General features: G+C 47.3%; 9 protein-coding genes. 3 read left to right on the forward strand and 6 right to left on the reverse strand.

From position 1 onward, the window contains the following. The first annotated feature begins 20 nt into the window (after positions 1-20). Positions 21-1,025: a TDT family transporter gene (locus JAO78_RS06075; RefSeq protein WP_226750471.1), complete on the forward strand. Its 1,005-nt coding sequence runs from the start codon at positions 21-23 to the stop codon at positions 1,023-1,025. A 51-nt stretch (positions 1,026-1,076) separates the two neighbouring features. Beyond that, complete coding sequence (locus JAO78_RS06080) at positions 1,077-1,877, forward strand: sulfite exporter TauE/SafE family protein (RefSeq protein WP_226750472.1); 801 nt, start codon at positions 1,077-1,079, stop codon at positions 1,875-1,877. A 42-nt stretch (positions 1,878-1,919) separates the two neighbouring features. On the opposite strand, the gene JAO78_RS06085 is transcribed toward JAO78_RS06080, so the two are convergent. The 5 genes from JAO78_RS06085 to JAO78_RS06105 form a co-directional block, all read right to left on the reverse strand. Then, the gene (locus JAO78_RS06085; protein ID WP_226750473.1) at positions 1,920-3,782 is read right to left on the reverse strand and encodes a glycoside hydrolase family 13 protein; all 1,863 of its coding nucleotides are present in this window, start codon (positions 3,780-3,782) and stop codon (positions 1,920-1,922) included. Between the two features lie 66 nt (positions 3,783-3,848). Continuing rightward, entirely contained in the window at positions 3,849-6,287 is a 2,439-nt protein-coding gene (locus tag JAO78_RS06090; RefSeq protein ID WP_226750474.1) for a glycoside hydrolase family 31 protein, read from the reverse strand. Positions 6,288-6,296: 9 nt separating this feature from the next. Then, positions 6,297-8,204 carry an alpha-amylase family glycosyl hydrolase gene (locus JAO78_RS06095; protein WP_226750475.1) on the reverse strand — a complete coding sequence of 636 codons (1,908 nt, stop codon included), beginning with the start codon at positions 8,202-8,204 and terminating at the stop codon, positions 6,297-6,299. Between the two features lie 102 nt (positions 8,205-8,306). Continuing rightward, positions 8,307-9,515, reverse strand: coding sequence for an EAL and HDOD domain-containing protein (locus JAO78_RS06100; RefSeq protein ID WP_226750476.1), 1,209 nt, complete (start codon positions 9,513-9,515; stop codon positions 8,307-8,309). Between the two features lie 98 nt (positions 9,516-9,613). Continuing rightward, complete coding sequence (locus tag JAO78_RS06105) at positions 9,614-10,870, reverse strand: DEAD/DEAH box helicase (RefSeq protein ID WP_226750477.1); 1,257 nt, start codon at positions 10,868-10,870, stop codon at positions 9,614-9,616. 276 nt (positions 10,871-11,146) lie between these two features. Here JAO78_RS06105 and JAO78_RS06110 point away from each other — a divergent pair, with 276 nt between their 5' ends. Beyond that, positions 11,147-12,568: a hypothetical protein gene (locus tag JAO78_RS06110; RefSeq protein WP_226750478.1), complete on the forward strand. Its 1,422-nt coding sequence runs from the start codon at positions 11,147-11,149 to the stop codon at positions 12,566-12,568. A 197-nt stretch (positions 12,569-12,765) separates the two neighbouring features. On the opposite strand, the gene JAO78_RS06115 is transcribed toward JAO78_RS06110, so the two are convergent. Continuing rightward, on the reverse strand, positions 12,766-14,265 hold the full coding sequence (locus JAO78_RS06115) for a tryptophan halogenase family protein (RefSeq protein WP_226750716.1): 1,500 nt from the start codon (positions 14,263-14,265) through the stop codon (positions 12,766-12,768). Positions 14,266-14,311: the final 46 nt, after the last annotated feature.

The following is a 14,311-nucleotide window of genomic DNA, read 5'->3' on the forward strand; positions in this document are numbered from 1 at the left end:
CTGTAAATTGGAACCATGACATGTCAAACGATCGCACTGATCTCACTCGCGCCATTCCAACCCCCTTGGCCGCGTTAGCATTAGGCATAGCCAGTTTGGGCTGGTGCTGGGATAAAGCATTGCAATTACAAGGCGCGCTGCAAACCGCAGCGGCATTGTTCGCCTTGGTATGCCTTAGTTTGTTACTGTTTAAGTTTATCCGTCAACCGGCGCTGCTACGCCAAGATTTAGCGAACCCGATACTCGGTGCTGTACTACCTGCGTCAGCCATGGCGTTAATGGTGATCGCCACTGCGCTACCGAGCAGCCTAGGGCGTTGGCTTTGGTCCATTGCTGTGGTGTTGCATTTATGGTTACTGGTGGCGTTTATCTGGCATCGCGTAGGCGCTTTACAGTTTAATCAGCTGTTACCCGGTTGGTTTGTGCCGCCTATTGGTATTGTCACTGCCGTGGTAACCTGCCCTGCAGCCGTTTCAGAAAATGTCATACAGGGTATTTTTTGGTTTGGGCTGCTCTGTTATGCCGTATTACTGCCTTTAGTGATCATTCGTTTGCTGTTCGCCGGTAGCGTCCCGTTAGCGGCAAGGCCGAGTTTAGCGGTTTTAGCGGCTCCGGCCAGTTTATGCTTAACCGGCTATCTCAATTTAACCAGCCCAGCACAACCAATGATCGTTCTGAGCTTGCTAATATTAGCACTGGTGATGACCAGCATTATTTATGTGGCCATGCTATATTTATTAAGGTTACCGTTTTCGCCCGGCTTTGCTGCTTTTACCTTTCCCTTAGTAATTGGCGCAACGGCGCTGTTTAAAGCCAGCGAACAATTTGCGCTATGGCAACAGCCTGAAAGCGCAGCATTACTGCAGCAGCTCGCTTATCTAGAATTAGTTATCGCAACTCTGGTAACCTTATATGTGTGTTTTCGCTTTGCCGGTTATCTCTGGCAACAAAGTGCAGCGCTGCGGCCAGATACGCTAGCCAAGCAAACACACAGACTGGTTGAATCTGCTAGCAGCAAAAATTAATGAATAAAAACAGGTCGGTTCGCAACCTTTAACCTAAATAAGGCTTAATACATGGCAATTGAATGGATACTGGCTTTTGTATCCTTGGGAGTGTTTGCTGGCTTTATGGCTGGTTTACTCGGTATTGGCGGCGGCGGCATTATGGTGCCTATGCTCACCAGTATTTTTGTCGCACAAGGGATCTCACCCGATTACGTGGTGCACTTGGCCCTTGGTACTTCTATGACATCTATTATGATGACGTCGCTTTCAAGCCTGCGCGTGCATCACGCCAAAGGCGGTGTACTTTGGCCAATCGTAAAAGTGATGGCTCCTTGGCTGATTATCGGCTCTTTTGCCGCCACCTTTGTCGCAGCACGGATCAGTGGCTACGCTCTCGCCGTGTTCTTTGCCATTTTTATGAGTTACATTGGGATAAAAATGCTGCGGCCGAAAAAAGCCATTGTGGCTGAAAGTAGAAACCCCAGAAAACTGGAGTTAGCGGCAGTAGGTACGGGTGTTGGCGCTATTTCAGCCTTGGTATCCATTGGCGGTGGCACCCTCACCGTACCCTATTTAAGTTGGCGCAATATCACGTTAAAGTATGCCATTGGCACCTCAGCGGCGATTGGTTTACCTATCTCGTTAGCCGGTGCCTCGGGTTATTTACTGAACGCCCAACCACAGCTGGATTTACCCTACACTGTGGGTTTAGTGTATTTACCTGGCGTTGTTTTAATCTCTGCAGCCAGTTTTTTTACTGCTCGCATTGGCGCAAAACTGGCGCACAAATTACCCGTGAACACCTTGCGAAAAATCTTCGCTATTTTGTTGATCTTACTCAGCTTAAAAATGCTCTGGTACGTTCTATAGGCTATCTATAGCTGGGTGTATAAATAGCTGTTTTTCAGCGCTTTATCTTATATCTAAGATAACACTCCCGCGCGCCGGAATACTTAGTGGCTGTTGCAAACTCACGACGTTACCGGTCAGCACATTGATGGCGGCTTTATCTGTCGCTAGCACTTCACGAAAACGCGCTAAATCCAGTGTCACTGCCTCGTTTTGCTTATTCAGCACCACCATCACCGTCTGCTGCTCGTTGTAGCGAAAATAAGTATAAGTGCCGCGATCCGGCGCAAAATGTTTTAATTTACCGTTATGTACCGCACTCGCAGTTTTGCGCCAATTCAGTAAGGTTGTTACCAGCTGCTGCGCCTGACGCTGCGTTGCGTTTAAACCTTTACCGGTAAACGCATTCACCTGATCGCCGGCCCAGCCGCCCGGAAAGTCAGCGCGCACTTTGCCATCGTCACGCTGCTTAGGGCTAGTCATCGCTAATTCTGTGCCGTAAAACAGCTGTGGAATACCGCGCATCGTTACCAGATAACTCAGTGCCATCCGATACAGGTCCATATCTTCGTTGAGCACTGAAAATAGCCGCGCTGTGTCATGATTACCTTCAAAAATCACCAAGTTAAAGGGATCGGCATACACATGATCATTACTGAGCATTTCATACAGCCTGATCCAACCACTGTTCCAGCTCTCTTGCTCCACTAAGGCATTTAATAAGGCATCGTAGAGCGGAAAATCCAACATGGCCGGCGTATGCGAGACATAACCGTCTTTATTTTGTTTACCGGCCTGCCAGTAAGACACGATCAACGGATTAGGACTCCACTCTTCGCCCACGATATTAAAGTGCGGGTATTCCTGCATAATACGCCGGCCCCATTCGCTTAAAAAGGCTTTGTCGGCATAAGAATAGGTGTCTTCACGAATGCCTGATAAACCGGCATATTCCACCCACCAAATACTATTTTGAATCAGGTAAGTGGCTAATTGTGGTTGCCGTTGATTTAAATCCGGCATGCTGTCGACAAACCAACCATCGGTAAATAATTGGCGATCACCTGCGGCAGCATAGGGGTCTTGAATGGTACTGCGGTTATGGTTGGTTGGTACAAAGCGCCCCTTTGCATCACCGCTTGGAAAATTAAGCCAGTCTTGCGCGGGTAAATCGGCCAGCCACCAATGCTTGCTACCGATATGATTAACAATAATATCCTGAATCACTTTAATGCCACGACGATTCGCAGCGGCGACAAAGTCGCGAAATTGCGCATTGCTGCCAAAGCGTGGGTCAACTTGATATAAATCGGTAGCTGAGTAACCGTGATAAGAATACGCCGGTTGGTTATTTTCGGTTAAGGGTGTGGGCCACACCGCCGTAATACCCAAGGTTGCAAGGTACGGCAGTGCCGCTTGCATACCCGCGATATCGCCACCATGACGACCGTTATCCTTTGCACGGTCCACACCTTCTAGCATAGCGGGTACTGTATCATTTCTCGGATCGCCGTTGACAAAACGATCAGGCGTGAGTAAATAAATCACATCACTGCCATTAAAGCCTTGCCGCTTCGCGGAACCCGGCGCTCGCGGATGCAGCGGATAATCATAGCGAAGTGCTACCTTTGCTCCCTGCTTTAGTTGCAGCGGCAACTGCCCGGCTTTTGCCTCAGCAGCGATAGTCAGCTCCACAAACAAATAGTTGGGATTGTCAGTGCGCGTGACTTGGCTAATCGCAACCCCAGGGTAAGTTAACGCGGGTGTTAAGCTACTGATATTTTTGCCGTATAACAGCAGTTCAACCGTTGGATGCTGCATGCCCACCCACCAATTTAACGGCTCGACCCGTTGTAACGTTGGTATGCTGGCGTGAAGCGGTAAGTTACAACCAAGCAGAATGACAGCAAGCAGCAAAAAGCGCATGTAAGATGAGCTCCTGTTTAAGTAAACAGCGCCAGATAAAACCGGCGCTAGTGATCAGTACTGAGACTATTTAATGACAATCTGACTCAACTCAGCCTGCCACGTGAGTTTGAGATACACTTTTTTTGCCGCTTTATCGTACCAAGCCAACTGCTGGCCTTTAGCAAAGCGCTGTGGTTGCGCGACGAGCGGAATAAACTGGCCATCGACATAGATTTTGTCTGGTTTGCCACGTTGATTATGTACAACTAAGGTTAGTTCGCGCTGTGCGGGTTTACCCTGATAATCTCCACCTTGGCGCTGCAACGAAAACAGCAGCTTTTCGTTGCTGTGCTCTGCGTTAAAGCTCAGCAATTCATATTGGCCTTTGGCAAGCGAATCGGGCGTTACGCCGTCATCTTCAAACATCTGGCCTTTAGCCGAGCTTACACTGGTATCCGCGTAGTAATGTAAGGTAAGCGCTTGGCTACTGTAGTCTGCGGTTCGCTGGATCGGTGCCGTCATCGGGATAAAACTCCCGGCTTTGACTAACACCGGTATGGTTTCGAGAGTGACTGGGCGCTTTACAACTTCGCCGCCAATAATGCGTTCACCGTTAAAAAAGTCAAACCACACGCCCGTTGGCACATTCACTGGCCATTCGGTCACACCAGGTTCAGTCACCGGTGCCACTAAAAACGCCTCACCCCACAAGTAGCTATTGGTTTCTTGGCGCAGTTGGCTATTTTGCTCATCAAGGAAAAACAACGGCCGCATCAGGGGTATCCCCGTTTGGCTATGTTGATAGGCCAGCGTGTAGTTATAGGGCAGCAGTTGATAACGTAAGTTTAGCCAGGGGCGCAGAGTGTCAATGACCTCATCACTATGAAATACCGGCTCAGGGGCAATATGTTCTTGCGCATGTGGCCGATAAACTGGCTGAAACACACCGTACTGTAGCCAGCGAATATACAGCTCAGCATCAAACTGCTCACCGCCGGCAAAACCGCCCAGATCAGAATGAATATAGCCAAAACCAAATAAGCCCATTTGTAGCGCCAGCTCAACTTGTGGCTTTAACCCACCCCAACTGCGCTCGACATCGCCGGTCCAAGGCACCATGCCATAACGCTGCGAACCAAGATTCCCAGCACGCATCATAATAAAAGGCCGCTGCTCGGGGAAATCTTGCCGATAGCCTTGATAGACTAATTCTGCCCAGCGCTGCCCATAAGCATTGTGTACCTCATTGGCCGTCACACTACCCATACCCGGTAACTGATGCTGGGTATCTGCTGGATGCACTTCGGGCTCACCTAAGTCGCCCCAAATACCACCAACCCCTTGCGCCAGTAGATCACGATAAATACCCCAAAACCAACTTGACGCTTCAGGTTTAAACACATCAATTAAGCCGGTATTGCCAAAATAAAAATCAAAGGTGTTTGGCTTGCCATCGGGGCCCAAGGCTATAGCACCGGCGTCAACAGCTTGCTGCCAACGTTTGGAACTGGTTAAGACGAATGGCTCAGTAACCAAAATGGTTTTAATGCCATCGGCGGCAAAGTCAGCCAGCATGTGCTCCGGCTCAGGAAACGCCTGTGTATCCCAAGCCAAGTTGCCCATATGGCCTTGAATGTCTTTACCAAACCAATATAGATCAATGACGATGGCATCTAATGGTAAGTTTAGCTCACGAAATTTTTGCACCACAGCACGCGCTTCGGCTTCTGTACGATAACCAAAACGCGACGCATAATTGCCTAAAGTCCAACGCGCCGGTAACGGTGCCTGACCACTCGCCGCGGTGTAGTTAGCAATCAGTTCAGGTGTATTTTGCCCTGCCACCACGATATAAGCACTACGGCCACCTTCGGCTTGAAAAGCCAAGGTATCGGCTTGGCTATGGCCCAGATCCAACTCGCCGCTAGCACCATTATCAAATAGCAGCATGTAGTTTTTACTCGACATCACCCCAGCCAAGCTAAAATACATCTGGTTTGATTCGGTGCTATAACCATAATGTGCTTTGTTATACAGCGGTAATTTATGCCCACGACGATCCATACCCAGTACGCGCTGGCCACCGCCAAATAACATCTCCTCGGGCGTTAAGCGAAACTTAAAAGCAATTTTTGTAGTATCGGGTTGCAACAAACCCGCAATATCTTCAGTCAGTAACTGCTCACCTTGATAAAAACGTAGTGCTAGTGGGCTTTTTTGTATTTCGACCCGCAAGCGGGCGCTTTGCAAGATCAGTTGCTCTGGCTGTTGCTGCAAGGTCAGTGCGACTGCAGGTGTCTTATCGGCTAAAATCAGGGAGGGTAATTGTTGTCGCCCTTCCGGCTGATACCAGACCTCTACCACCGCATCGTGTTGAAAACGCAAACTCACTTGGCCACGGTCGGTAGTTAAAATAAGCTGGTTATCATTAACCCGATGTGATTGATAATGTTCCGCCGCACCGAGTAGCAGCGAGGCAAACAGCAGCGCACTACACACCAACCATTGAAAATAACGTTGCATAGTTTTTCCTTAACGCACCAATTGATATACCAAAGAGCCCAGTGGTGCCAACTTCACCGCAATACGGCCTTCACCATTGGTCACTACTAGTTCATGGTTTACACCCGTTAACTGTTCATGTAATGCATATTTGCCATCGGCTAATTGCCATTGCTGCATGAGCGTGCGAGGTAATTGCAGCTGAAATTCGACTGACTCTGTGGCATTGAAATGGCTAACCACCACCAATTGTTGTTCGTTAGAAAACCGTGCAAAAGCCAATTGCTGCTCGGAATAAGCACTGCCTGCCGCTAAATTTAGCGTATGCAATTCCACATAATCACCGTTGAGCGCCGGCGCTTCGCGACTAAAGCTAAGCAAGCGTTGATAAAAATGCCGCAAGTTCATTTCGGCGGGCGTCAACGCGCCACCATCAAACTTCCCGCCATTCACCCAGCGCTGATGATGCGGTACGCCCCAATAGTCAAAAATCGTGGTGCGGCTGGCTTTGCCAAAACCGGCATCTTCACTCGCCGGCTCACCGACTTCTTGGCCAAAATACAACATAGTGGGTGAACTACTGATTAATGTTGAGACCACCATGGCTGGCATGCCTTTACGCGCATCTCCAGCAAACTCGGGGCTGGCAATGCGCTGCTCGTCATGATTTTCTAAAAAATGCAGCATATGGTGTTCAATATCCGCCATGCGCTGCTGCACCTGCACTAAGGCTGAGGTAGGTCCTTTGCCTTGCATCACTAATTTTAAGCTGTCGTAAAACTCGACCTTGTCATACAAATAGTCCATTAAACCTAACTGTATATAGTCGCGATATAGCGCTGGCTGATACACTTCTGCAAGTAAAAATGCTTGCGGATTAGTGTGTTTGATATGCGCGTTTAAATAACTCCAAAACTCCACGGGCACCATTTCGGCCATATCATAACGAAAGCCATCAACACCCAGTTGCAGCCAATATTGCGTAATATCACGGAATTTTAACCAAGAGTCAGGCACTGACTTACCTTGCCAAAACTGGTAATGCGCTTGCCAATCTTTCTGCGCATAATCAGCCGGCAAGCGGTCAAAATCATAACTGCCATCAGGCCGCACACCATAATTGATTTTGACCGTTTCATACCAATCATCAAAGGCGGGTTTGGCCGCTCGTGCACCATTACCGGTCCATTTCGCCGGATTTTCGTTAAATTGGCCATCAGCCAACGGATGCGCTTGCCCCCCTAACACTTGATAATCAGCGGGCCAGTCAGGTACTTGAAAGGCTTCGCCAGGCACATAGTAAAAGTTATTGTCACGCGCATAGACCACACTGGTATCATCATTCGCGCCAAAATCAGCCACGCCAGCAGGTTTCGCCAGCGACTGATAAGAGCGCGCCACATGATTGGGTACAATATCAATTAACACCTGCATGCCATGCTGGTGAGTACGCGCAATCAACGCTTGGAATTCTTGTAAACGCTCAGCAGGATCAACCGCTAAATCAGGATTCACACTGTAATAATCTTTTACCGCATACGGCGAACCGGCGCGGCCTTTCACTACATCTGGATCGTCATCACTGATATCATAAGCACTATAATCGGCAATAAGCGCATGATGTGGCACACCGGTAAACCAAATATGGGTGGTCCCCAATGCTTTGATGCCACGTAGGGCGTCATCATTGATGTCATTAAATTTACCCACGCCATTTTGCGCCAGCGAACCCCAGGGTTTGTTAGTACTGGTGGTATTGGCATAAAGACGAGTAAACATTTGATATACCACCGCCTTGCCCTGTGCAGCGGTGTGTTCCGAGTCTGCGCTAACCACGGCTGGCGATGTTGCGGTGTGCGATGCGGGTGTGGGGGCTTTATCACAGCCGGCCAACACTGCGAGTGCCGCCAAGCTCAATAAGCGAATTCTTTTTATCATCTTGCTGCTACCTATTGGGTTTATCCCAATAAGTTACCGCAATTTTTGACGCAAGCATTGCCTTTTTTTGGTGCATACGTATGCAACAGGTCGATACCCAAATTAGGGTTGCAACACTTGCTCGGTCCATAATACGGCTTCTTGATAAAGCTCCTGCAAGTCGGTCAATGGTTCGAGAGCCTGTTTTAGTTGCTCCATTCTTGGCCAATCAGCTTGTTCAAAGGCTTCTATCAATTGTAAAAATTGCCCTAACACACCTTTTCTTGTTAACAGTGCTTGTTTTACATTGTCTAACAGCGGTAATTGTTGCAATAGTTCTGCCAGCGGTTGCTCGACTATTTCGTGCACATTTGAAAACAAACCGGCTAAGAAAGCACTTGGAGGATTGTCAGGCAATTTCTTTTGTTTTGCGAGTTGCCCGCAAAAATAAGCCCGCACTAAAGATTGGGTGATCCGCTCATCAATGCCGCCATCCGCTAAATTGGCTAACGCTAACAACGAAATAAATTTCTTTAATTCCGTTTCGCCCATAAAGACCATGGCATGCTTTAAAGAAGAAATTTTTTCTGCACGCATAGGCCCGGAATTATTAATAAAACACAGCAATTTGTAAGATAAGCCCACATCGCGCTGACAACACTCAGCTAGCCGATTAAAATTCATTTTGCTGGATGACGCTTCAGCAATTAACTCCAATAAGGTCGTTTTGTTTACCGGTAATTGTTTGTGCTTCATCATCTCTGGGCGAGCGAATAAATAGCCCTGAAACAAATGAAAACCCAAAACCTTTAACTGCTCAAATTGTTCAGCGGTTTCTACACGCTCGGCTAATAAGATCAATGGAAATTGTTTTAACTCGCGTAATTTGTTGCTAATTTGCAGCATGTTAAACTGCTGAATATCAACTTTTAAATAGGTAATGTAAGGTAAAAAAGGCCGCCATTTTTCATCAAAGTCATGATCATCTAACGCTAATTTATAGCCGCGGTCATGCAAAAACTTTAAGGTATGCAACAGCTCCTCAGAGGCAGGAACCGATTCTAATACTTCAATGACCATACTTTCTGGGCGAATTGACGTAGGAAAGTGATAAATCAAGGTGTCTTCAGAAAAATTGATAAAAGCGAGTTTATTGGCGGCGACCTTTTCGACACCCAACAATAAATGATGTTGCATCAAGAGTTTAGATGTCGCCTCATCGGCGTTTATATTGGGAAAGGCATTCGCCTCACCATCTCGAAACAATAGCTCGTAGCCGATAGTCTCTTTCGACACATTAAAGATGGGTTGTCTTGCAATAAAACCATACATATTATGTAACCCTAAAGCACTACTGATTGTCAGTATAAACTTTAACGCTACTAGCACAAGAGCGCAGCAGAATTAATCCGCTGCGCAATCAAAAGGCTTTAATGTTTTTGCGAAACGCTACGCTGACCTGCTCGGTGATCGCGTGCCTGTGGTCTTTTTGCTGCAACGGCCCGAGGTGCTTTGCTATTAGCCGTGGTAACAGGTAAAGGTTGCTGCGGCGTAAAACCGGCAATCACCTGCCTTGGCAGTAGTTGCTTAATTAACCGCTCAATACCCACCAACTCTTTTAACTCTTCTGCACACACTAATGACACCGCTAAACCTGCGGCGCCAGCGCGACCTGTGCGGCCTATGCGGTGCACGTAGTCTTCAGGAACATTGGGTAATTCAAAGTTGACGACTTGTGGCAGTTGCTGAATATCTAAACCACGGGCGGCGATATCAGTCGCCACTAACACCCGTACTCCGCCCGCTTTAAATTCAGCGAGGGCTTTGGTACGGGCGTTTTGGCTTTTATTACCATGGATAGCCATAGCCGTGATGCCCGCTTTTTCTAATTGTAGCGTTAGCTTGTTGGCGCCGTGTTTGGTTTTGGTAAACACCAATACCTGCTGCCATTTATGCTCGTTAATTTGTTGAATGAGCAAGGCAGCTTTTTGGCTTTTATCTACCGGATACAGCCACTGTTCGATGCGCTCGACCGTACTGTTTGGCGGAGTTACCGTCACTTCTAATGGGTCGTTTAACAGACCTTTTGCCAAAGTACGAATTTCGTTGGAAAAGGTTGCCGAAAACAACAGGTTTTGCCGCTTAGGGGGTAATAACGCTAAGATTTTTTTAATGTCGCGAATAAAGCCCATATCAAGCATACGGTCAGCTTCATCTAACACCAGCACTTCAAGCTGATTAAAGCGCACGGCATTTTGTTGATATAAATCCATTAAACGGCCTGGCGTGGCAATCAAAATATCAACGCCTTTGCGAAGCGCCATCATTTGCGGGTTAATTTTCACGCCACCAAACACTAAAGTGCTACGCAGTGGTAAGTATTTACCATATAACGCCACGTTTTCTGCGATTTGCGCAGCTAACTCGCGAGTTGGCGTTAAGATTAAAGCACGCACTTGGTTAGCTTGTACTTTGCGTCCTTGCGTTCGGCCTTCCGCTAATAATTGTAATAAGGGTAAAGTGAAGCCGGCCGTTTTACCGGTTCCGGTTTGCGCAGCCGCCATTAAATCGCGCCCGGCTAACACGGCAGGGATGGCTTGTTGCTGAATAGGTGATGGTGTGGTGTAACCTTTTTCTGCTACTGCTTTTAAAATGTCAGCCGATAACGGTAAATCTGTAAATTGCATGCGTATTCCCGCAATTGTCGCTGCGAAAATCTCTGCCCGCAGCTGCAGTGCCCTTCCAAATGAAGGGCGCGCAGCTTACATTAAATTGCAGCAAAAAACGAGTAAATCGCTTAATTAGTCCCGTTAATTGGTAATAATGCAGTGAATCGCTTAGAAAATAACTTTTTCGTAAAAACAAAATGTTTTTTAATTTCAACTTTTGCTCTATTGCTACTTTGCAGCCTAGATCGGGAATGGTATTTTGTTTTATAAATCAACTCATATCGGGGCTTAGTTTTGAATCTTGCGCTTCCCAAAAAATCGGTTTTTGTGCGAAACCTTGAGCAGCTATTGGCACAGTTTTATAGCACTCAGCAAGCGTGTTTTTATAACGAGGCGGTAGATTTTTTTGCGCAATATCAAGAACAACAACGTGCTTTACATCAAGCGGAACTTGTTTGGAAGCAAAGTCAACAAGCGGGTGATATTGCCGAGGTTCAACGCAAAAACCGTAGCCTTTTTACTGATTTGCAATTTGAAGACGAAAAGCGACGTATCCGGTGTTGGACGTTGTTGCGCCAAGCCGCAGAAGCCCTGCTAAAACTGAGTGAAGGTACCACGCCGCTCGAAACACAAACGGCTAGTGCTCGCTTGCTTGGTGGTTTGTTAATGACTGCAAGCTCAAATAAACGCAAAACGCTCTTACTGGAAAACGCCTATAAACCTTGTTATCGCGCCTTACTTACCTTGCGCTTGTTAGAAGACTTACTAGAACAAAACATATTAAAAGAACCACTTTGGCAAGAGTGGTATCAAGAACGCAATTTGGGCTCTTTAACAGACTGCCCCTATCGGCAAAAGCTGCAAATACCGATAGTGATGGGCTGTATCATTCAACATGCGGGCTTAATGTGTTTACCAGCACAGCAATTGCTTGCCAAACAAACTGGCGGTGACAAGACCGAGCGAGCCTTGACTCAGGAGCAACGGCAAGAGTTATTAAGCCATTGCCTTACCGGCAGCCTCGACTTATTAAAATATGGCCTGGGCGAATTACCTTATAGAGGTAATAAACGCGAAGAACGTGATTTACATCAACAGCAACACGAACGCTTATTAAAACAATTACAACGTTTTATTAGTGCCAAACCCAATACCCCGCTAGGCAGCTTATTTAAAGTGCCGCAAGCTTATGCCTCTGTCGCCTTACCGGGCCGGCCGCGCTATAACTATGACGCCTTACCTAAAGCAGCATTGTTAATGCGAGATGGTGTGCAACGTGGTGATTACCATGGCGTGTTAGTTGACAGGCTGTTTCGGATTGTTGGTTTGTTCCCGCAAGGCTATGGCGTAGTGTTCACGCCTCTGGGTGATGATGGTAAACCACAAATGAAATATGAGTTTGCCATTGTGAACACCCTTTATCCCGAAAAACCGGATCAACCTGGCTGTCGTGTAGTGAGCCGAAATATGCAATATCGCAACACGGGGCATAATATTAGTTTAAGCAGTGAGCTGAATTTATTTTTTAAACCCGCGCGAGACCGTTTAAAGCGGCTGCCTGAAGAACGGTTAAAAGAGTTGCTGAATATACTGTTTAAAGACGGTGAAGAGAACTACATGAATGTACTCTTGCCTAAGTGCTGGTATCCAGAAAGCTTTTTTAGCGTGCCAGAAAACCAGAACCTATGGCAAACCGTGCATTTAAAACAAAACTAAGTAAAAATTCAGGTTTTGGCCGCTTTTACGCTGTTTAATCGCAGTAGACAACATACAGACGCTATGTCGTCTACTGCCAGTACGCTGACTTTCACTTACTTTGATGGCATTACCAATCCAACAGTAACGGCTCTTCCTCAGCGCGGTTCTGTTGCCCGTTTTTTTAACAGCACGCTGTCAGCATCAACGTTTAGCCTTTACTGCCCGGCCGCGCTTCGCTGCAAAAATTGTTGGTGACTAGGTAGTTGGGCTGCGGTGCGCTGCATAATTAACTGGATATCATCTAAAAAGCCGGTTAACTGCCCAGCTGACAAACTTTCCGCCAAGGGATGATAGTGCTTAGGTAAGACATGTTGCCCTAGCATCACTTGCTGCCAAGCTACTTCGGTAAATAACTCATCTTGTTGACGAAACACGGCAGCATTTTCAGCAAACAGCGCTATACGTTGCGCCAGCGAATCAGGCAAGGTCATTTGCTGACAATATTGCCACAAGCCCTGATCAGTGCGCTGATTTAAATGATAATGCAGAATAATAAAATCACGGATAGCAACGTATTCCTCAGCGGATTGCCGATTATATTCTTGGCGTAATTTAGCCATATCCACCGAAGTAGGAAAGCACTGTACTAAGCGCACTATGGCACTTTGGATCAGATGAATACTGGTCGATTCTAACGGTTCGAGAAAGCCACTTGATAAGCCAATCGCCACACAGTTGTGCTGCCATTGCTGTTTACGCCGGCCCGTTACAAAGCTAATTTTGCGCGGATCGGCTAAGGCCGGTGCATCTAAATGATCCATTAAAGTATGCTGTGCTTGTTCATCGCTTAAAAATTGGCTGCTGTACACCAAGCCATTACCGGTTCGATGCTGTAACGGAATACGCCATTGCCATCCAGCATCTCGGGCGATAGCGCGCGTGTACGGTAAAATAGGTTGTGTTGCGGCTGATGGTACCGCTAAAGCGCTGTTACAAGGCAACCAGTGTTGCCAATCTTCATAGCCTACGGCTAATTGCTGCCCAATTAATAAAGCGCGACTGCCCGAACAATCAATAAATAAATCGGCTGCCAACTTTTGGCCATCGGTTAATACCACCTCTGCAATTGCCTCAGAAGGATGCTGGGTTACCGCAGCGATAGTGCCTTCGGTGCGGCTAACGCCTAAGCGCTCACTGTATTGGCGTAAAAAAGCGGCATATAAACCGGCGTCAAAATGATAGGCATGCACTAAACCTTGTAAGGGCGTATTCGGGATCTGCGCTAAAGGCTGGTATTTACCGGCACGCGCGGCCTGATAATTTAATGAAAACTCCCAAAAACTGCGGCTATCACCGCGAGCACGTGCCGCTAACCAAAAATGATGAAACGAGGTAAAACCTAGGGGTTTGCCAATAGGTCCAAAGGCATGCATGTAACTGTCGCCCAGCTTGCCCCAATTCTCAAATTGTATGCCTAATTTGATGGTGCCCTTGGTGGCTTGCAAAAACTCGGCTTCGTTAATACCGAGCGCCGCATTAAAGTGTTGAATGGCCGGAATGGTTGCTTCGCCCACACCAACAGTGGCAATAGCATCAGATTCAATAAGTTGGATTTGTACTTGTTGGCCCATAAACCTTGCCAGCATAGCCGCTGACATCCAGCCTGCTGTACCACCGCCAACAATTAATACTTTTTTAATCGCGCGTTGCTGCATCATCCGTCTGTTGTCTCCATGATAAAAAAGCCCCTGGTTATCGATG

Origin of the sequence: Alishewanella maricola (assembly GCF_016343785.1) — a bacterium.
GTDB classification, from domain to species: domain Bacteria; phylum Pseudomonadota; class Gammaproteobacteria; order Enterobacterales; family Alteromonadaceae; genus Alishewanella; species Alishewanella maricola.

Coding starts and splice junctions, on each gene's coding strand:
- JAO78_RS06075 (WP_226750471.1), top strand. CDS start 21: ATGTCAAACGATCGCACTGATCTCACTCGCGCCATTCCAACCCCCTTG.
- JAO78_RS06080 (WP_226750472.1), top strand. CDS start 1,077: ATGGCAATTGAATGGATACTGGCTTTTGTATCCTTGGGAGTGTTTGCT.
- JAO78_RS06085 (WP_226750473.1), bottom strand. CDS start 3,782: ATGCGCTTTTTGCTGCTTGCTGTCATTCTGCTTGGTTGTAACTTACCG.
- JAO78_RS06090 (WP_226750474.1), bottom strand. CDS start 6,287: ATGCAACGTTATTTTCAATGGTTGGTGTGTAGTGCGCTGCTGTTTGCC.
- JAO78_RS06095 (WP_226750475.1), bottom strand. CDS start 8,204: ATGATAAAAAGAATTCGCTTATTGAGCTTGGCGGCACTCGCAGTGTTG.
- JAO78_RS06100 (WP_226750476.1), bottom strand. CDS start 9,515: ATGTATGGTTTTATTGCAAGACAACCCATCTTTAATGTGTCGAAAGAG.
- JAO78_RS06105 (WP_226750477.1), bottom strand. CDS start 10,870: ATGCAATTTACAGATTTACCGTTATCGGCTGACATTTTAAAAGCAGTA.
- JAO78_RS06115 (WP_226750716.1), bottom strand. CDS start 14,265: ATGCAGCAACGCGCGATTAAAAAAGTATTAATTGTTGGCGGTGGTACA.